Consider the following 19,648-nt stretch of genomic DNA (forward strand, 5'->3'; position numbering starts at 1 on the left):
GGTTCAGCCACAAACGAAAGCGATCCGCGATCTGGACCGCGTCCGGCGCCGCGGTGCGGACGGCCTCGGCGTAGGCGCCGGCCCGGTCGCGGCACACGATCTCGGCCCCGGGGTGCTGTGGAGCCACGCGGTGAAAGTCTCGGCGGTCCGGTCGGGGAGCACGTCGACGGGACGGCCGGTCTCGATGTCGATCAGCACGGTGCCGTAGACGTGCCCGCGTTTGAGAGCGAAGTCATCCACCCCCGGCACCCGCGGGCTCCGTTCAGGTGGGTCGGCGGCAGAGCCCGCACCCGGCGGAGCAGGGTGTTCGGGCTCACCGGGCAATACAGCATGTCGGCGAGACGGGCACCAGCCCGGCCTGCCGGGAGGCGGCCGATCGCTTCCAGCGCCGCCTGCTGGAGCCGGCTTCGGCGACCGTAGCGAAAGGTCAGGCCCTCGGCCTGTTCCGCGAAGGTACGGCGCGGGCAGTGTGCGGCATCGCAGCGGAACCGGCGCACGGTCAGGGCTATCGTCACCGGTCGACCGCCCACTGCGAGATCGCTGAGCCGCCGTCCGTAGCGGTCGTGGACCCGGCGCGTACTGGTACCGCAGTCCGGGCAGCGTGCCTCCTCCCCAGCGGTACGGGCCGTGATGCACAACCTTGCCTCGATCTCCCGTACGTCCAGGATGAGCACACCCCTCGGATGCGGAAGGAGCAGGTCAAATATCTGATCACGTAACACACCTCATCAGATATCAACTTGACTACGAGTCACGCTGGGTGATCCCGAAATGTGGATCAGAGCCGTATCCACTGACCGCTGTCACTGGTCGCCTACGATCACTGATCGCATCGAGCTGCCACCCGCTCACCGAGTTGGCATGCCCCCGTGCGGGCTGTTTACCACCAACGGCAGAGACCCATCAACAAGGTAGTCGTGCGCGGGGTACTCGACGTGGAGGTGACCGCCGTCCCCGGCGGATGCCATGCCGCGCAGGTTGTCCGCGAGCACTGCCCTGCCGACGGAGTCACCGCTGATCACCAGGAACTGCTGCTCGGAGTCCAGGTGGATAAGGACGCCGGGACCGGGAGTGTCCTTGACCTCAACCCCTGCCAGGACGCCGCTGCCCGGGGAAGAGGTGAATAGCCCCTCGCCCTGGGCCACCGCGTCTGCCAAGCGGTTCAATTCCTCCGCCGACGCGGAGAGATCCACTTCTTCGTATGCGGGATCACAGGCAAGTCTCACGCGGTCAGCACTCCTTCAAGATCGGCCCCCATAATGCCAGCCGGCTGCCAGACGCGATCTGGCACTTGGGATCTGCTCGTCTAGGTCTGCGGGGTGTCCGGCCGCCCGGCGCGCCGGGTTGGGAGCGTACTGCCGTGGCGTGGTTGTACGACCTGTGCCCGCCCGCCCATCGAGGTGAGGATGTGCTGCGCAAATCCCCGGTACTGCCGGCCCGGATGGCGCGCCGGCACGTGGCGGCGGCGTTGGCCGCCGCCCGGTACGGCTACGGCACGGCGCGCTTCGACCTCGCACGCGCCGACCTGTCGGGGCCCGTCCGAACACCCGGGGCAGGTGGCTCCCGACCGAAGACGCCCGCGTCCTCGACGTCCGACGTCCGCCGGTTCGGCGCGTCGACGATCGCGCCGGTCGGACCCGTCGCGTCGGCGATCACGTCGAACGTCGTCGCCTCGACACCGACGAACCCGGGCCCGCCGGCGCCGAGGAGTCACGACATGCCTGCGGAGGTCGGCGTCGACGTGCGCGCCCGGGCGCTCGGCCCCGATGCCGAAGGCCCACGCGGGTGGGGTCGACCCGCACCCGCTCGCCACCGCCGTCGCCTTCACGGCCGGTCGGCGACGCCGCCCGCGACCGCGGCGACGTGCGCCCGGGCCATCGGTATCAAGGCCAACCCGGGCGCGATCCGCGTCGCGCGGCGGATCGCCTTCTCGGCTTCGGCGAGATCACCGAGTTCCGCGAGACACACCGCGATCAGCACGTCCGCGTTCGCCCGCGTCCGCCGATCACCCAGCAGTGACGCCCGCCGGTGCCGGCGCAGGCGCGAGAGGGCCTGCTCGCTGCGCCCCTCCTGCACGTCCAGTGCCACCGTCACCGGACACGCGGGCGATCGCGTCGGGTCCGCGGCGGCGGCAGCGGCAGCGGTCCGAAGTAGCGGCGATGTCGCGGCCGCGGGGAACGCGCCCGCGAGGAACCCGACGGCCGCGTAGTCGGCGTGGGCGTGCTCGAGTTCGGATCGAAACGGATCCTCCGCCGCAGCCGTGTCCAACCAGCCGCGGACGACGTCGAGGGCAGCCGTGTACTCCCGCTGCCGCGCGTACAACATCGCCCGCCCGAGAACCCACCTGATCCGATCCTCCCGCTCCTGCGACAACCCGTCCATCAACCGGTGTGCCCAGCCGAATTCCCCCCGCGCCACCGCCCCGCAGAACGCCGCGGCCCACTCGTCGATCCCGTCCCGACCCCACCCGCCCGTGCCCATGGGGCGAGTATGCCGACCCCGGCCCCTCGCGAGGCGACCGTCCCAATCCGGCCGGCGCCCCGCCCGCTGGGCGATCGCGGTGCCGCGCCGGTGGATCGGCGGTGCCCGCCCGGCGTGCGCGAACGATGTCGAGGAGCCGGTCGCGATCCCCGTCCTCCGACCGGTTCGGCCTCACGGTCGATCCGCACGGCGAACATGCCTGGCTCGACACACCCGAGTACCGACTCGGCGGGCGGCGCCGATTCGCATGACTCTGCGGCGCTGTCCCCGAAGATCCCGGCGAGCCAGTCCACCGGCCCTGACCGGCCTCGACCCCGCCGACGGCGAAGCCCGGCAGCCCAACGGCGAATGGAGTGAAGGCAGTTACGGGGTGCCGCCAGGTACGCCGACCCCGGACCACCATCGACCCTGCGATCACGGACGGATGCATGACGTCTTCCATACCCGTGTCTGCGATGCGCGGTCACCGACGCGTGGTCTGGCCGCTGCGGGCATCTGGATCGCCTGTTGCCTGGTATCGGCCCCCTGGCAGTTCCTCTGCATGGGGCCGTTCGGCTTCGTCTCGGCCTGGAGCGGGATCCTCGCAGGCGTGACGGCCCTGGTACTGGCCCGGCACAGGGCCGCGCTCGGTATTCTGCTGATCAGCCTGAGTCTGTTCGTCCACGGTGTCGTCATCCTGGCGATCATCCTGTGGTATCGGGCGGACTTCTCCGATTCCGTCGTCGACGCCGTACTGACCGTCTTCGGTGCCTTCGCCCTCGGAGGCTGCCTGACCACGTTGCTTGCAGCAATGGTCCGACGTCGCTGAACCTGGTGCCCGATGCCCCGGTCCGTCCGCAGGCCGCGTGACCGACGAGGTTGCGGGCCGGGTGCCGGCGCGGTTCGTGGGTCGGCTACGAAAGCGGAGGCTTGGACTTTGACTCGATGCTCCACGCCGTGGAAAACCGGCACAGAATTCCTCACAACATCCGACGCGAATTCCTACCCACTCGACGTCGACGGTAGGTAGTTGGCCATCTCGATTCCCGGCCGGCCGGTCGAGCCGGACGATCACATGACCCGGGGTTGTCGAGGGATGTGTTGTTTGGTCGGGGTTGGGTGGTGTTGGTGGTGGGTCCGGTGATGCGTACGGGGGATTCCGGCATCGGCAACCCTCGGCCGCTTCACCGCCCCGCCCCTGCCGCACCTTTGCCTTCAGCGGGTGCGCCGTCACCGGTTCGGATCCCCACACGCCGCCCACCGCCGTGCCGTCAACCACGATCTCGGCCTCGGTTGCGGGCTGTCGTGGATCGGCATCGTTGGTGTGAATCACCAGGCAGAACGAGGCGTTTTTGGGGATTCACCGATGACGAGAGCCTGTTCCGGAACCTATGGTCCCTGCACGAGCTGCAACTGCGGCTCGCATGCTCACCCAGGGAGCCGTCCATGTCCGCCGCCGAGTCCAGCCAGGTTGCTTCGTCGGTCCTCGGCGAGGTCTTCCACGTCGCGTACGCGGTCGGCGACCTGACCGAGGCCGCCGATTCACTGATCGCACTCAACGGTGGAACCGTCACCGAGCCGGTTCCGATCGAGGCGTTGGTCGTGGCGCCCGCACTGTCTGTGGACCCCGTGCGTGTCGGCGGACGTCTGTGCTGGATGCCGGCCGCCGAGCCACCGGTCGAGCTCTGGGAGGGTGGCGCGGAGTCCCCCTGGTCCTGTCCGGCCGGCGGCATGCGGTTCCACCACATCGGCTACTACGTCGACGATCTGGACGCGGCTGCTCGCGGCCTCGAGGAGCAGGGGTTCACTCTCGACCTGACGCCGTACCACGACGGCGAGGGCATCCTCGGGTTTGCCTACTTCCGCAACCCGGGCGGCCTGCGCATCGAGATCCAGAACATCGACGACAAGCCGGCCATGGATGCCTGGCTTCGGGGCGAGCCGCTGCAGGTGCGCTGGTTCGCCGAGCTTCGGTAGGCCGGCCGGTGTACGCGGCGGACGTCGTGGTCTCGCGGCGGCCGGCCCATGCCGGCCGCCGCGACGCAGTTCCTGTCGCTTCCTACCGCGGCGGCACGGATGTGCCGCAATACGCTGGGGATCATGACGCCGGACCCCACCGCGATGAGCAGGCTGTGTGACGCGGTCGCCCTGCGGCTCGAACACGAGGATCCCGACCTGACGGCCCGGATCCGTGCCGAGTTGCCCTCGTACGAACACCTGCCGGAACTCGAACACCGGCGCACCGTGCACGACCTCACCCGCCGCATGCTGGTCAGCATCGCGTCCGGGCAGGGGCCGATAGCCGAGCATCTCCAGTTCACGCGGCGCTCCGCACTGCGGCGGACGCAGTTGGGCGTGTCCGCCTACGACGTGCTGGGTTCGTTCCACATCGTGCGTCGCGAGGTCTGGGCGGCCCTGCAGTCCACGCCCGAGGCCACCAACGACCTGCTGCTCCGGTTGGTCGAACCGCTCGGCAGGTGGACCGAGGCCATGAGCACGGCGGTCGTCGACGCGTTCGTCGCGGACGCGCCGGGCACGGCCGTACAGCACGCCGAACTGCGGCAGCGATTCCTGAACGAGCTGGGCGATCGTTCCCTCGGGGAGCAGGTCACCGAGAGCGCGCGTGCGCTGGCGTTCGACGTGGAGGGGCGGTTCCAGGCGTTCTGCGCGACCCGTGCGGCGTGGCCCCGACCGGAGGTGGAGAACCTGCAGCGCGCGACCCGGCGACTGTCCGGTGTCGTGCACTGCGGAGTGCGCGGCGACGTCATGATCGCCATCGCGCAGGACTGCGATCCGGTACTCGTGGTGCGCACCGTGCACGGGATCGCCGGCGACCGGTCCGCAGTGGGGGTCGGGTTGCCCCGTCGGGGCCTGGACGGCGCACATCTGAGCATCGTCGACGCCGAGCGCGCGTTGCGAACGGCGCAGCTGTGGAACGAGCCGTCGGTGCGTTTCGCGGATTCCTGGCTCGAGGCGACGCTGCTCGACAGTCGATCCCGGCTGACGCCGATCCTCGCCGACATCCAGCAGGCCCAGCGGGACCACCCCGACCTCGCCGCCGCCGTCCTGGCGTTCGCCGACTGCGGATTCTCCCTCTCCGACGCCGCCAGGCGGCTCAACGTGCACCCGAACACCATGGGCTACCGACTGACGCGATGGCACGAACTCACCGGCGCCGACCCTCGGACATTCGCCGGGCTGGCCCGGTCCGTGCTCGGATGCCGGTCGGCGCCACGGTAGAGGGCCGGCGGGAGCCAGGAGCGTCGAGGACATGTGAGCGCTTCCGGGGGCTTGTGTAAAGCACAGGAACCCGGCACTCAAGCTCATGTTTTCCCCAAAGACATGTTGGTTTGGTCGAACGTACCGTCGTGGCAGCAAGAAGAGGCGCCACCCACAGCGACGGCAACGACTCGACGAGGAGCCCCATGTCCGCCCAGGAGTATCTGAGCCTCGGCGATCCCACGATTCGCGCGGATCGCTTCGCCACCTACCGGCGGCTGCGCGACCACAACCCCGTCGCCCGGGTCGAGCCCGACGGCGCGAGAGTCGTTCTGACCCGCTACGCGGACGTCGAGCGGATCTTCAAGGATCCGTTGATGCGGGTGCAGCCGAAGGCCGGCGAGTACCCGGCCGACATCGGCACCGGCCCCGGCGCCACCTTCCACAAACTGTCCCTGCCGGACATGGACCCGCCGACGCACACGCGACTGCGCAAGCTCGTCTCGCCCGCGTTCGCGCCGCGGGCGCTGGCCCATATGCGGTCGTGGGTCGAGCGGATCATCACCGACAACATCGAGGCGCTCGCCGCCGTCGACGGCGAAGTCGACTTCGTCGAGCACTTCGGCACGCGTGTGCCCGCGGAGATCGCCTGTCGACTGCTGCACGCCCCCGCCGCCGACGCGGCGACGGTGCTGCGGCGGATGCCCGCGCTCAACGCCGTGTTGACCCACACGCCCATCACCCCGAGGCAGCTCGCCGCAGCCGACGAGGCCGCGCAGTTCTACTTCGACTACATCGGCGAGATCGTCGACTCGATGCGCGGAAACCTCGGCCCCGAGGACCCGGTCGGCGCACTGATGCTGGCCGAGGAGGAAGGCGGACGGCTCAGCCGGGACGAACTGATCGTCACGCTCGTCGGATTCTTCATCGCCAGTTACCACACCACGATGGTGGCGATGACCAACGCCGTCCACGCGCTGCTGTCCCACCCCGATCAGATGCGGCTGCTCGCCGCCGACCCGGACCTGGCGCCGGCGGCGTGGGAGGAGGTGCTGCGCTGGCAGTCGCCCGTGCACTTCATCTCCCGCTACGCCGGCTACGACTTCGAGCTCCACGGCGAGACCATCACCGAGGGCACCCAGCTCATGCTCGGGCTCGCGGCGGCCAATCGCGACGAGCGCCGCTTCACCGATCCGGACACCTTCGACATCCGGCGCACCGGCAACCGGCACCTGGCCTTCACTGCGGGCGGCCACTTCTGCATCGGCGCCCCGCTGTCGCGCCTCGAGGGCGACATCCTGCTGCGGCTCCTGCCCCAGCGGCTGCCCGCGATGACGCTCACCGATCCCAACCCCCCGTGGAACGACGAACTCGTGTTCGCCTCGATGACCGCGCTGAAGGTCGCACCGAAGGGGGTGTAGACGATGACCGAAGGAAGGTGGCCCGGCGGGCGCCGAGCCGCGGCCTGTGTCACGTTCGACCACCTCGGCGAGGCCGCCGAGATCGGCACGCAATCCTGGCCCGCCGACGTTCCGGTCGGCAGTCACCACAGTGTCTCCGTCGAGCTCCCGAACATTCTGGCGATGCTGCGCGATCGGCCGGTGCGATCGACGTTCTACGTCGAGGCGTGGAACATCGACGTCTACCCGGACGCCGTGCGGTGCATCGCGGACGCCGGACACGACGTGGGGTGGCACGGCTGGTTGCACGAACCGTGGTCCCGAACGGGCGAAGTCGCCCTGCGTACCGCCCTGGACCGCAGCTTCGACCGGTACGACCGGCTGGGAATCCGGCCCATCGCGGCCCGTCCTCCCGGTGGCCTGCTCGGCGACCACTCGCCGACGCTGCTGCGCGAGTACGGGTTCGAACTCGCCTCGTTGGCCGGCGACGTCCACGGCCTCCAAGATGGGCTGGCCCTGCTGCCCTACCCCTGGGCGGGTGTCGACGGCGCCTACTACATCGCCGGCTTCACCCGGCTGCGCACGGAGGAGCCGGGCGATCATCCGGTCGGGCCGGACGTCCTGCTGCGCGCGCACGAGCGATCGCTCGAGGAGGCCGTCGAAGCCGCCGGCTTCGCGTCGCACGTGTTCCACGTGTGTTGGCAGGACACCCCGGACAAGGTCGCCGCCATCGGCGCACTGATGGACCGACTCGACGCCGACGACCGCGTGTGGCACGCCCGGTCGACCGAGATCGCGCGGTGGATGCACGCGCACCCCGAACACTTCGCGGGGGCCGCGCACCTCGACGCGCCCCCCGCGTGGTGACCACGCCGTCCCCGTCAGACATCCCTCTTCTTGGAGGCGACATGCGTATCGTCAGCTTCGGCGGACCCGGCGGCGAACAGCCGGGGGTGCTGGTCGACGATCACACGATCCTGCCCCTTGCCCCGGTTCTCGCGCCGCTCGGGCTCCCCGCTACGGACACCACACACATCCTCGCGCTGTGGCCGACCATCCGGCCCCTCGTGGAAGCGGCACTGCACGACACGCACCGGCACATCGCCCGCGCGGGTGTGCGTCTGGGGCCGCCGGTTCCGCGCCCCGGCAAGGTGATCGCCGTCGGGTTCAACTACCCCCTGCACTCCAACGCCGTGCTCGGCGACGTCACCCCGCCCACCGAGCCCGTCATGTTCGTCAAGCTGCCGGGGAGCGTGTGCGGGCCGTACGACCCGCTGATCAAGCCACCCGAGACGAAGGCGCTCGACTACGAGCTCGAACTGGCCGTCGTGATCGGCCGGGCCGGGCGGCGGATCGCTCCCGACGACGCCCTCGACCACGTCGCCGGCTACATGATCGCCAACGACGTCACCGCGCGGGACGTGGCGCTGGGCGCCGGAATCCACTCGCCGTTGCAGATGCAACTCGTCCGCGGCAAGGGGTTCCCGTCGTTCTGCGCCACCGGACCCTGGCTGCTCATGCGCGACGAGCGCGACGAACGCCTCGACGCGATGCCGCTGAACCTGAAGCTCTCGGTCAACGGCCAGGCCCGCCAGGACGGTTGGAGCAGCGACATGCTCTTCGACATACCGGCCCTCATCGCGTCGATCAGCAGCACCACCGATCTGCTCCCCGGCGACGTGATCCTCACCGGCACCCCGAGCGGCTGCGGATTCGAACTCGACCCGCCGGCCTACCTCGTCGACGGCGACGAGATCCGCGGCACCATCACCGGACTCGGCGAACAACACCAGCGGGTCACGGACGAAGACACCACCAGCCGCGAAATCCCCGTCACCCCCACCACCGTTCGGACAGCGTCATGACGAAGATCGACTACATGCAACCGGACGGTACCCGTATCACCGTCGACGCGGCCCCCGGCGACACGGTCATGTCGGCCGCCATCGCCGCCGACGTGGACGGGATCGTCGGCGAATGCGGCGGCAACATGATGTGCGCGACCTGCCACGTCTACGTCGACGAGGCGGTGGCCGCGCGGCTCCCGGCCATGACCGACGACGAGGACCAGATGCTCGCCTGCACCGAGGCGCCGCGCACCGCCCACAGCCGACTGGGGTGCCAACTCCCCGCCGACGAACCGATGGTCGTGACCGTACCGGGGACCCCGACATGAAGCCCGACGCCACCGTCGTGATCGTCGGCGCGGGCCAAGGCGGCTTCCAGGTCGCGGCATCGCTGCGCGAACGCGGACACGCCGGTCCCGTCGTCCTCGTCGGTGACGAACCGGGCCTGCCCTACCAACGGCCGCCCCTGTCGAAGAACTTCCTGCTGCACGCCGAGACGCAGACCGAGTTGCGCCCCCGCTCGTTCTACGAGCGCCGCGACATCCAACTGCGCCACGCACGCGTCGACTCCATCGACCGGTTCGGCCGGCGGGTGCGGCTGGCCGACGGACACACCCTGGCCTACGACCACCTCGTCCTGGCCACGGGAGCGCGCAACCGCACCCCGCCCGTCGAGGGCATCACCCTCGACGGGGTCGTCCAGGTCCGCACCCGCGACGACGCGCAACGCCTGCGCGCCCGGCTGTCGGCCGCCACGCACCTGGCGATCGTCGGTGCCGGGTTCATCGGCATGGAAGTGGCAGCCGCCGGGGCGAAGAGGGGAATCGCGACCACCGTCGTCGAGGCGCTCCACCGCCCGATGGCCCGGTCGGTGTCCGTGGCGACCTCGACACACATCGCCGACCTGCACCGCGCGCAGGGCACCACGCTGCGCATGGGACGCACCGTCGTACGCCTGGACGGCGACGGCACCGGAGCCGTCACCGGCGTCCGTCTTCACGACGGCACGCTCGTGCCTGCGGACCTCGTGGTCGTCGGAGTCGGCGTGGCACCCGCCGTGGAACTCGCGACCGACGCCGGCATCGACGTCGGGGACGGCATCCGGGTCGACGCCCAGTTGAGCACCAGCGATCCGCACATCTCCGCCATCGGCGACTGCGCCGATTTCCCCAACACCCACACCGGAACCCGAACCCGACTCGAATCGATCCAGAACGCCGTCGACCAGGCCCGCTGCCTCGCCGCCCGCCTGACGGGTACGCCCGCCCCCTACACCGCCGTTCCCTGGTTCTGGACCGAACAGTTCTCCACGAAACTGCAGATCGCCGGCATCGGGCAGGGCCACGACGACAGCACCGTCCTCGGCGACCCGGCGACCGGATCGTTCTCCACCCTGTTGTTCAAGGACGATCTCCTCACGGCCGTCGAGTCGGTCAACACACCGGCGGACCACACCGCGGCTCGCCGCATCCTCGCCTCCGACCGGCCGTTGCACCGCGAGGAGACGGCCGCCGACGGATTCTCGCTCAACCAATGGGCCGGCCGACAGCGCCGCGCCCAGGACCGCACCGAGGCCGCGCACGACACGGTCGACGCCCGGGTCGGCCACACCGCCGACGCCCACTGAGCCAGACGGGCGGGCAAGTCGCCACGGCACACCCGCAACACCACGCACGCGCGCCCTGAACCGGCCCACGCGCAGGGAACCTCCACGTTCCTCGCCGGGCCCGTTCACGGGTCACACGTCCAACGAAAGCGAGCCTCCCGATGTCCGTGATATCCGCGAAGACCCTGCGCCGATCGATGCAGAGCTTCCTTCCTTCGCTCGCGCCGGTGCGCTTCGTGGCCGAGGACGGCACACCGGAGAAGCCACCGCCCGGCTACCACGCGCCGGACGACACGCTGCTGCGCGAGGCATACCGACGGATGGTGCTCGGGCGACGGTTCGACACCCAGGCGACGGCCCTGACCAAGCAGGGCCGGCTCGCCGTGTACCCCTCCAGCCGGGGCCAGGAGGCGTGCCAGATCGCCGCGGCGCTGGCGTTGCGCGAGGACGACTGGTTGTTCCCGACCTACCGCGACTCGATGGCCCTGGTGACGCGTGGCGTCGACCCCGTCGAGGTGCTGACGCTGTTGCGCGGGGACTGGCACTGCGGTTACGACCCGATGGCGACCCGGGTGGCGCCCCAGTGCACACCGCTGGCCACCCAGGTGCTGCACGCCGCGGGCATGGCCGAGGCGATGCGGCGCAAGGGCGAGGACGGCGTGGCCATGGCGTTGATCGGCGACGGCGGGACCAGCGAGGGCGACTTCCACGAAGCGCTCAACTTCGCCGCCGTGTTCGCGTCGCCGGTGGTGTTCTTCGTCCAGAACAACAAGTACGCCATCTCGGTGCCGCTGGCCCGGCAGAGCGCCGCTCCCGCGTTGGCGTACAAGGGCGTCGGATACGGCGTGCGGTCGGAACAGGTGGACGGCAACGACCTGGTGGCGGTGTTGTCCGTGTTGACCGCCGCCGTCGAGCACGCGCGCGCCGGCGGGGGCCCGTTCCTGGTGGAGGCACACACCTACCGGATGGACGCGCACACCAACGCCGACGACGCGACGCGCTATCGCGAGCCGGCCGAGGTGGAGCGGTGGCGGGCGGCGGATCCCCTTGCCCGGTTGCAGACGTACCTGCGGGCGCGCGCCGTGCTGACCGACGACGACATCGAGGCCGGCCGGTCGGATGCCGAGAGCCTCGCCGCAGCCCTGCGCGCGCGGATGAACACCGACCACGAGGGCGACCCACTGGAGCTGTTCGACCACGTCTTCGCCGAGCCCACCCCCCAGTTGCGCGAGCAACGCGCCCTGCTCGCCGCCGAGTTCACTGCCCAGGAGGACTGACATGGCGACCGTGACGATGGCGCAGGCGCTGAACACCGCGCTGCGCGACGCGTTGACCTCGGACGAACGAGTGCTGGTGTTCGGCGAGGACGTCGGCCCCCTGGGCGGCGTATTCCGCATCACCGACGGCCTGACCCGGGACTTCGGTGAACAACGCTGCTTCGACACCCCGCTCGCGGAGGCCGGCATCGTCGGCCTCGCCGTCGGGATGGCCATGGGCGGCTTCCGGCCCGTGGTGGAGATGCAGTTCGACGCCTTCGCCTACCCCGCGTTCGAACAGATCGCCTCGCACGTCGCGAAGTCGCGCAACCGGACCCGAGGGCGGGTGTCGCTGCCGATGGTGATCCGCATCCCGTACGCGGGCGGAATCGGCGGCGTCGAGCACCACTGCGACTCCAGCGAGGCGTACTACGCGCACACGCCCGGCCTGAAGGTGGTCACCCCCGCGACGGCCGAGGACGCCTACTGGCTGTTGCGCGACGCGATCGCCGACCCGGACCCCGTGGTCTTCCTGGAACCCAAGAAGCTGTACTGGTCGAAGCAGGACACCGACTTCGGCACGCGTCATGCGCAGCCGTTCGGTCGCGCGGTCGTGCGCCGCGAGGGAAGCGACGCGACGCTCGTGACCTACGGCCCCTCCGTACCGGTGGCGCTCGAGGCGGCCGAGATCGCGGCGCGCGAGGGACGCAGCCTGGAGGTCGTCGACCTGCGCACCCTGGTGCCGTTCGACGACGAGACGGTGGCCGCGTCCGTGCGACGCACGGGCCGCTGCGTCGTGATCCAGGAAGCCCAGGGATTCGCCGGTGTGGGCGCCGAGATCGCCGCCCGGGTGCAGGAGCGCTGCTTCCACTCGTTGGCCGCGCCGGTGTTGCGCGTCGCCGGGTTCGACATCCCCTACCCGCCGCCGAAGTTGGAGCACGCGCACCTGCCCGGCGTGGACCGCGTCCTGGACGCGGTGGACCGACTGCAATTCGACGACGCGCCCGACGTCCGGCACCTGATCGTGGGAGCGGCATGAGCACCGGCACGCTCGAAGCGCAGGTCTTCCTCCTGCCCGATCTGGGCGAGGGGCTGACCGAGGCGGAAATCGTGGAGTGGAAGGTCGCGGTCGGCGACGCGGTGGAGGTCGACGACATCGTGGTGGAGGTCGAGACCGCCAAGGCCGCCGTCGAAGTACCGGTTCCCTACGCCGGCACGGTCCTGCGCCTGCACGCCGACGCCGGCACGGCGCTCGCGGTGGGGCAACCGCTCATCTCGGTCGGCACGACGCCGACCGAGACGCGGGCGGAAGGCCCCACCGCCGCCGAGCGATACCGCGCGGAGGAGCAGGCCGGATCCGGGAACGTGCTGATCGGATACGGCACCGGCCACGCGCCGCCCTCCCGCAGGCGTCGCCGGCCCGCACCGACGCCGCCTCCCGCGCGCGGCGAGGCCGTGGAAGGTGTGGGCAGCGTGCCCTCACCCGAGGGGAGTCGGCCGGAGGTGGCGCTGGTGATATCCCCGTTGGTGCGCAGGCTGGCCCGCGACCACGATGTCGATGTCGCCCACCTGGCACCGCGCGGAACCGGCGGCGTGGTCCGGCGCCAAGATGTGGAACAGGCCATCGCCCGAGACGAGACGCCGGCGGCCACCCGCGCCGACGCGGTCGCCGGCGTTGCGGAGGAGCGGATCCCCCTGCGTGGCCTGCGTCGCGCGGTCGCGAGCAAACTCGCGCGCAGCCGTACCGAGATCCCCGACGCCACGACCTGGGTGGACGTGGACGCGACGGCACTGTTGGACGCCAAGAACGTGCTCCGGGCCGCCCACCCGGATCGACGCATCGGCCTCTTGCCGCTGCTCGCCCGCATCTGTGTCGCGGGGCTGCGGCGATACCCGGAACTGAACTCCACCGTCGACACCGAACGGGAGGAGATCGTCCGCTTCGCGCACGTGAACGTGGGCTTCGCCGCTCAGACCGAGCGCGGCCTGATGGTCCCCGTACTGCGCGACGCGCACACCCTGACGACGGCGCAGATCGCCGCCGAACTGGGCCGACTGACCGACCTGGCCCGCTCCGGCGGCCTTCCTCCCGAGGCGCTGACCGGTGGGACGTTCACCCTCAACAACTACGGCGTGTTCGGCGTGGACGGCTCCACCCCGATCATCAACCACCCCGAGGCCGCGCTGCTCGGGGTCGGCCGGATCGTCGACAAACCCTGGATCGTCGACGGCGAACTCGCCGTCCGCAAGGTCACCCAGCTCTCGCTGAGCTTCGACCACCGGGTCTGCGACGGCGGCGTGGCCGGCGGTTTCCTGCGCTATGTGGCCGACTGCGTCGAGCGTCCCGCGACGTTGCTGGCCGACATGTGAGCGACCCGAGGCCCGCCGCCTCGCCACACCCGGTGCCGGCGCCCGTGCCACGGCGCCGGGCCGGCGCCGCAATCCCGACATCCCCCACGAGGTGAGAACACATGGTGCACGACACCCCCAGCACGCCCGACTTCTTCGCCCGACACCGTGAACTGCTCGACCGAGCCGTGGCCGGCACCGCGAACCGCGAGTACTGGTCGCCCTATCCGGAATCGCCCAGCAACTCGGTGTACGGCGGAGAAGCCCCCAAACAGGGCGAAACCACCTTGCGGGAACAGCTCGGCAAGGCCTTCGTCCTCGAAGGTCACCCCCACAGCGGCACCGTGAACCCCGGTGAAGTCTCCCCGTACGGGCTCGCGTTGGACGTCGACTATCCGAGGCTCACGCCGGACGAGGCGATCGCGGCCACGACGGCCGGCATCGGCCCGTGGCGTGCCGCCGGCCCCGACACCCGCGCCGGGGTCGCCGCCGAGATCCTGGCCCGGATCAACGCCGCGAGCTTCGAGATCGCGCACGCGGTGCAGCACACCACGGGTCAGGCGTTCGTGATGGCCTTCCAGGCGGGCGGCCCGCACGCCCAGGAACGCGGCCTGGAGGCGGTGGCCTACGCGTGGGCCGAGCAAAAGCGCCACCCCGCCGCCGCGCGCTGGAGCAAGCCACAGCGCAAGGGCGAACCGCTCGCCCTGGACAAGAAGTTCACCCCCGTCGGGCGCGGCCCGGCACTGCTGATCGCCTGCAACACCTTCCCGACCTGGAACGGCTACCCGGGCCTGTTCGCGAGCCTGGTCACCGGCAACCCGGTGATCGTCAAGCCGCACCCCGGCGCCGTGCTGCCGCTCGCGATCTCCGTACGCATCGCCCGCGAGGTCCTGACCGAGGCGGGCTTCGACCCGAACCTGGTGCTCCTCGTGGCGGAAGGACCCGAGGACCGCATCGCGAGTGTCCTCGCGGTGCGTCCCGAGGTGCGGATCATCGACTTCACGGGCTCGACCGAGTTCGGCGACTGGCTGGAGGACAACGCCCGCCAAGCCGTCGTCTACACCGAGAAAGCCGGCCTGAACACGGTCGTGCTCGACTCCACCGACGACTACCAGGGCCTGCTGCGCAACCTGGCCTTCTCGCTGTCCCTGTACAGCGGGCAGATGTGCACCACCCCACAGAACCTGCTCATCCCTCGCGACGGCTTCACCACCGACCAGGGAGTGCGGTCTGCGGCGGAGTTCGCCGGCGACCTGGGCGGCGCGCTGGACAAGCTCCTCGGCGACCCCGCCCGCGCGGCCGCCACCCTGGGCGTGATTGTCAACGAGGGCGTGCACGAGCGTTTGGCGCAGGCGGCGAAGGTCGGCCGCACGGTGCGCCGGTCGACGTCGATCGAGGACCCCGATCACCCGGAGGCGGCGGTTCGGACACCCTTGGTCGCGCTGCTGGACGCCGAGGCCGATGACCAGACGTACACCCGCGAGTGGTTCGGCCCGGTGTCCTTCGTGATCGGGACCGACTCCACGGCACACAGCCTGCGGATCTTCCGCGACACCGTGCGCGAACACGGTGCGCTGACCGCCGCCGTCCACTCCACGTCCGAGGACGTGTTGGCCGAGGCCGAACTGGCCGCACTGGAGGCGGGCGTGCACCTGTCGGAGAACCTCACCGGCGGCGTCTTCGTCAACCAGTCGGCCGCGTTCAGCGACTTCCACGGCAGCGCCGCGAACCCGGCGGCCAGTGCCACGCTGTCCGATCCCGCGTTCGTCACCGGCCGCTTCGCCACGCTGCAATCGCGGCGGCCCGCCCGGCGCCCGGAGGTCGGCGATGTCTGAGGTCTATCTGATCGACGGGGCCCGCACCCCACAGGGCCGCTACGGCGGTGCCCTGGCGGGAGTCCGCCCCGACGACCTGGCCGCCCTCGTGGTCGCCGAGGCGGTGCGCCGAGCCGCGATCCCCGGCGACGCGGTCGACGAGGTGATCCTCGGCGCGGCCAACCAGGCCGGCGAGGACAACCGCGACGTGGCCCGCATGGCCGTGCTGCTCGCCGGACTTCCGCACACCGTGCCCGGCTACACGGTGAACCGACTGTGCGCGTCCGGCCTGACCGCCGTCGCCTCCGCTGCCCAGGCGATCCGCGCCGGCGAGGCCGACCTGGTCGTGGCCGGCGGCGTGGAATCGATGACCCGCGCGCCCTGGGTCATGGCCAAGCCCGGCACCCCCTGGGCCAAGCCCGGCGAGGTGCACGACACCGCGCTCGGCTGGCGCTTCACCAACCCGCGATTGGCCGCGGCCGACCGCGCCGTCCCGGCGGGCGCCGGCCCCGAGAGCGTCAAGACGACGCTGTCGATGGGCGAGACCGCCGAGGAGGTCGCCGCCCTCGACGGCATCACCCGCGCCGAGTCCGACGCCTACGCGCTGCGCAGCCACCGACGCGCGGTGGCGGCCCAGGACGCCGGCCACTTCGACCGGGAGATCGTGCCGGTGCCGGTCCGGGACGGCCGGCTCACCCGCGACGAGGGCCCACGCCGGGAAACGAGCCTGGACAAGCTCGGCACGCTGCGTGCCCTCTTCCGCCCCGACGGCATCGTCACCGCAGGATCCGCCTCCCCTCTGTCGGACGGGGCCGCCGCCCTCGTGGTGGCAAGCGAGGCGGCCGTGGCCCGCTACGGCCTGGCGCCCCGGGCCCGAGTGGTGACGTCCGCCTCGGCCGGGATACAGCCGAACCTGATGGGCCTGGGCCCGGTGCCCGCCACCGAGAAAGCCCTGGCCAAGGCCGAATGGCAGCGCGGCGACCTGGACGCCATCGAACTGAACGAGGCCTTCGCCGCCCAGGCGTTGGCGGTGATGCGCCGACTGAAGCTCGACGAGGACCGGGTCAACGCCGACGGCGGCGCCATCGCGTTGGGCCACCCGCTCGGCTGCTCCGGCGCCCGGATTCTGCTCACCCTCCTGGGCCGGCTCGAACGCGAGGACGCCCGCCGGGGATTGGCCACGCTGTGCGTGGGCGTCGGGCAGGGCGTCGCGATGCTGGTGGAGCGGGTATGAGCGGCTCCTGGCAGACGCTCCTGGTCGACGAGCGCACCGACCGGGTGGTGGTCACCCTGCACCGACCCGAGGCCCGCAACGCGATCAGCGCCCGGATGATCGACGAACTGCACGACGTGTGCGCCCGGTTGGAGCGCGACCCGCGGCTGCTGTTGCTGACCGGCCACGCCGGGGTCTTCGCGGGCGGCGCCGACATCGCCGAGCTGCTGCACCGCGGCCGCGACGAGGCGCTCCAGGGCATCAACAGCCGGCTGTTCGAGCGAGTTCACCGGCTGCCGATGCCCACGGTGGCCGCCGTCGACGGCTGGGCCCTGGGCGGCGGAGCCGAGTTGGCCTACGCGTGCGACATCCGGATCGCCGGCCCCGACGCGGTCTTCGGCAACCCCGAGCCCGCCCTGGGCATCCTGGCCGCGGCCGGCGCCTGTTGGCGGCTGCCGGAACTGGTCGGCGCATCCCTCGCCAAGCAGGTGCTCCTGGCGGGCCGCACCCTCGACGCCCCGGCGGCCCTCGCGGCGGGGCTGGTCATCGACGTCGTGCCGGCCCCCGTCCTCCTCGACCGTGCCCACGCGTTGCTGGACCGGATGGCACGGTCCTCGGCCACCGCCCTGCGCCTGACCAAACTCGTCGTCGACGCGCCGGGCGCCCATCCGCCGGCCAACGACCTCGCCCAGGCCGTGCTGTTCGAGGGCTCGGACAAAAAGGAACGTATGACCCGGTTCCTGGCGAAAAAGGAGAGCACGCCATGAGCACCACACCCGCCGTCGTCGGCGTGATCGGCGGCGGCCGAATGGGCGCCGGCATCGCCCAATCCTTCGCCGCCGTCGGAGCGTCCGTCACCGTCGTCGAAAGCGACGAACGCGCAGCGGCAGCAGCACTCGAGCGCATCGCCGCCGGACTCACCCGCGCCGCCGAACACGGCAACCTTCACGAGCCCTTCGACCGAGTACTCGACCGGGTCACCACCACGGACTCCGTGGCCGCTCTACCCGCCGACGCCGACCTCGTGGTCGAGGCCGTCTCCGAGGACGCCACCCTCAAGGCCCGACTGCTCGCCGCAGCCGAACGCGTCGTCGGCGAACAAACCATCCTGGCCAGCAACACCAGCTCCCTGTCGATCGCCGAACTCGGCGCGGCCCTGACCCACCCGAGCCGGTTCCTCGGCATGCACTTCTTCAACCCCGTCCCCGCCTCCGCCCTGATCGAACTCGTCGTCGCACCCACCACCAGCCACCAGACCTTGCGGACCGTATCGGCCTGGACCCATGCCCTGGGAAAACGGGACGTGATCGTCAAGGACTCCCCGGGCTTCGCCAGCAGCCGCCTCGGCGTGGCACTGGGCCTGGAGGCGATCCGCATGGTGGCGGAAGGGGTCGCCGACCCGCAGGCCATCGACGACGCGATGACCCTCGGCTACAAGCACCCGATGGGCCCGCTGCGCCTGACCGACCTCGTCGGTCTCGACGTACGTCTGGCCATCGCCGACCACCTGCACGCCACCCTCGGCGAGCGCTTCGCTGCTCCCCGACTCCTGCGCGACAAGGTCGCGCGCGGCGAACTGGGCCGCAAGAGCGGAAAGGGCTTCTACTCATGGAAATAGACGACGACCATGGGATCGACACCGAACCGGCACCCGGCGTCGACTACTCCCTGACCGACGGCGTGGCCGTCGTCCTCCTGCGCGGCTCCGCACCGGGCAACGCGCTCGACGCGGCCCTCAGGAGCGAACTCCTCGCCGCCGTAAGCCGGGTGCGCAGCGACGGGAACGACGTCCGCGCGGTCCTGCTCGCCGCGCGAGGCACGTCCTTCTGCGTCGGCCAAGACCTCAAGGAACACGCCCGCGACCTGGCGGCCGACCCGGAGTCGGCGTTCGCCAAGGTGCGGACCGACTACAACCCGCTCGTCGAAGCCCTGTACGCCCTGCCCATGCCGGTGGTCGCCGCCGTCGAGGGCGCCTGCGTGGGGGCCGGGTTGGCCCTGGCGCTGTGTGCCGACGTGCGGGTCGTGGCCGAGGGCGCCCGCTTCGCCACCGCCTTCACCGGGATCGGGCTCGCGGCGGACAGCGGGCTGAGTGCGACGCTGACCAGGGCACTGGGCTCCTCACGCGCGGCGGGACTGTTCCTGCTCGGAGACCGCTTCGACGCCCGGGACGCGCTGCGCTGGGGCCTTGCTCACCGGGTCACCACGGACGGGGCCGCCACCGCGGCAGGGCTTGCCCTCGCCCACTGCCTCGCAGCGGGGCCCACAGCCGCCTACCGCGAGGTCAAGGCCCTGCTGCGGCACACGGACGACGCCGCTTCGAGCACGGTCCTCGAACGCGAAGCCGCCGCCCAGGAGCGGCTCGGCGCCACAAGGGACCACCAAGCCGCGGTGCGGGCGTTTTCGGCCCGGGACAAGCCCACGTTCCACGGTTGTTGAGCCGCTACCCAGCCGGTGCCACGGGCCGCTCCGAGCCATCGAACACCC

General features: G+C 71.1%; 20 protein-coding genes. 16 read left to right on the forward strand and 4 right to left on the reverse strand.

From position 1 onward, the window contains the following. Positions 1–3: 3 nt before the first annotated feature. The 4 genes from ABIA38_RS40600 to ABIA38_RS40615 form a co-directional block, all read right to left on the reverse strand. On the reverse strand, positions 4–249 hold the full coding sequence (locus ABIA38_RS40600) for a transposase (protein ID WP_424644012.1): 246 nt from the start codon (positions 247–249) through the stop codon (positions 4–6). Further along, positions 192–722 carry a transposase family protein gene (locus tag ABIA38_RS40605; RefSeq protein WP_424644013.1) on the reverse strand — a complete coding sequence of 177 codons (531 nt, stop codon included), beginning with the start codon at positions 720–722 and terminating at the stop codon, positions 192–194. Before ABIA38_RS40605 ends, ABIA38_RS40600 begins: the two co-directional genes overlap by 58 nt. Positions 723–848: 126 nt before the next feature. Continuing rightward, positions 849–1,226: an Imm32 family immunity protein gene (locus ABIA38_RS40610; RefSeq protein ID WP_424644014.1), complete on the reverse strand. Its 378-nt coding sequence runs from the start codon at positions 1,224–1,226 to the stop codon at positions 849–851. 598 nt (positions 1,227–1,824) lie between these two features. Beyond that, entirely contained in the window at positions 1,825–2,481 is a 657-nt protein-coding gene (locus ABIA38_RS40615; RefSeq protein ID WP_424644015.1) for a hypothetical protein, read from the reverse strand. 424 nt (positions 2,482–2,905) lie between these two features. On the opposite strand from ABIA38_RS40615, the gene ABIA38_RS40620 reads away from it, so the two are divergent. The 16 genes from ABIA38_RS40620 (at position 2,906) to ABIA38_RS40695 (ending at position 19,600) form a co-directional block, all read left to right on the forward strand. Further along, positions 2,906–3,289, forward strand: coding sequence for a hypothetical protein (locus ABIA38_RS40620; protein WP_424644016.1), 384 nt, complete (start codon positions 2,906–2,908; stop codon positions 3,287–3,289). A 617-nt stretch (positions 3,290–3,906) separates the two neighbouring features. After that, positions 3,907–4,437 (forward strand): VOC family protein, encoded by a 531-nt coding sequence (locus ABIA38_RS40625; RefSeq protein ID WP_424644017.1) that lies wholly within the window; start codon positions 3,907–3,909, stop codon positions 4,435–4,437. Positions 4,438–4,560: 123 nt separating this feature from the next. Beyond that, positions 4,561–5,700: a PucR family transcriptional regulator gene (locus ABIA38_RS40630; protein ID WP_424644018.1), complete on the forward strand. Its 1,140-nt coding sequence runs from the start codon at positions 4,561–4,563 to the stop codon at positions 5,698–5,700. A 185-nt stretch (positions 5,701–5,885) separates the two neighbouring features. Next, entirely contained in the window at positions 5,886–7,100 is a 1,215-nt protein-coding gene (locus ABIA38_RS40635) for a cytochrome P450 (protein WP_424644019.1), read from the forward strand. A 3-nt stretch (positions 7,101–7,103) separates the two neighbouring features. Beyond that, positions 7,104–7,946 (forward strand): polysaccharide deacetylase family protein, encoded by an 843-nt coding sequence (locus tag ABIA38_RS40640; RefSeq protein ID WP_424644020.1) that lies wholly within the window; start codon positions 7,104–7,106, stop codon positions 7,944–7,946. 41 nt (positions 7,947–7,987) lie between these two features. After that, positions 7,988–8,944: a fumarylacetoacetate hydrolase family protein gene (locus ABIA38_RS40645; RefSeq protein ID WP_424644021.1), complete on the forward strand. Its 957-nt coding sequence runs from the start codon at positions 7,988–7,990 to the stop codon at positions 8,942–8,944. Next, positions 8,941–9,255, forward strand: a complete 315-nt coding sequence (locus ABIA38_RS40650; protein ID WP_424644022.1) for a 2Fe-2S iron-sulfur cluster-binding protein — start codon at positions 8,941–8,943, stop codon at positions 9,253–9,255. The genes ABIA38_RS40645 and ABIA38_RS40650 overlap by 4 nt, the downstream gene beginning before the upstream one ends. Further along, positions 9,252–10,553 (forward strand): NAD(P)/FAD-dependent oxidoreductase, encoded by a 1,302-nt coding sequence (locus ABIA38_RS40655; RefSeq protein WP_424644023.1) that lies wholly within the window; start codon positions 9,252–9,254, stop codon positions 10,551–10,553. The genes ABIA38_RS40650 and ABIA38_RS40655 overlap by 4 nt, the downstream gene beginning before the upstream one ends. A gap of 140 nt (positions 10,554–10,693) precedes the next feature. Next, positions 10,694–11,809 (forward strand): pyruvate dehydrogenase (acetyl-transferring) E1 component subunit alpha, encoded by a 1,116-nt coding sequence (gene pdhA / locus ABIA38_RS40660; protein ID WP_424644024.1) that lies wholly within the window; start codon positions 10,694–10,696, stop codon positions 11,807–11,809. Position 11,810: 1 nt separating this feature from the next. After that, positions 11,811–12,827 carry an alpha-ketoacid dehydrogenase subunit beta gene (locus ABIA38_RS40665; protein WP_424644025.1) on the forward strand — a complete coding sequence of 339 codons (1,017 nt, stop codon included), beginning with the start codon at positions 11,811–11,813 and terminating at the stop codon, positions 12,825–12,827. Next, entirely contained in the window at positions 12,824–14,158 is a 1,335-nt protein-coding gene (locus ABIA38_RS40670) for a dihydrolipoamide acetyltransferase family protein (protein WP_424644026.1), read from the forward strand. The genes ABIA38_RS40665 and ABIA38_RS40670 overlap by 4 nt, the downstream gene beginning before the upstream one ends. Positions 14,159–14,259: 101 nt before the next feature. Next, entirely contained in the window at positions 14,260–15,972 is a 1,713-nt protein-coding gene (gene paaN / locus ABIA38_RS40675) for a phenylacetic acid degradation protein PaaN (RefSeq protein ID WP_424644027.1), read from the forward strand. Then, positions 15,965–17,185 carry a thiolase family protein gene (locus ABIA38_RS40680; RefSeq protein ID WP_424644028.1) on the forward strand — a complete coding sequence of 407 codons (1,221 nt, stop codon included), beginning with the start codon at positions 15,965–15,967 and terminating at the stop codon, positions 17,183–17,185. The genes paaN and ABIA38_RS40680 overlap by 8 nt, the downstream gene beginning before the upstream one ends. Further along, positions 17,182–17,931 (forward strand): enoyl-CoA hydratase/isomerase family protein, encoded by a 750-nt coding sequence (locus tag ABIA38_RS40685; protein ID WP_424644029.1) that lies wholly within the window; start codon positions 17,182–17,184, stop codon positions 17,929–17,931. Before ABIA38_RS40680 ends, ABIA38_RS40685 begins: the two co-directional genes overlap by 4 nt. After that, on the forward strand, positions 17,928–18,782 hold the full coding sequence (locus ABIA38_RS40690) for a 3-hydroxyacyl-CoA dehydrogenase family protein (RefSeq protein WP_424644030.1): 855 nt from the start codon (positions 17,928–17,930) through the stop codon (positions 18,780–18,782). Before ABIA38_RS40685 ends, ABIA38_RS40690 begins: the two co-directional genes overlap by 4 nt. Next, positions 18,773–19,600, forward strand: a complete 828-nt coding sequence (locus ABIA38_RS40695) for an enoyl-CoA hydratase/isomerase family protein (protein ID WP_424644031.1) — start codon at positions 18,773–18,775, stop codon at positions 19,598–19,600. Before ABIA38_RS40690 ends, ABIA38_RS40695 begins: the two co-directional genes overlap by 10 nt. Positions 19,601–19,648 lie beyond the last annotated feature (48 nt).

Source organism: Embleya sp. AB8, assembly GCF_049739465.1.
In the GTDB taxonomy this organism is placed as follows: domain Bacteria; phylum Actinomycetota; class Actinomycetes; order Streptomycetales; family Streptomycetaceae; genus Embleya.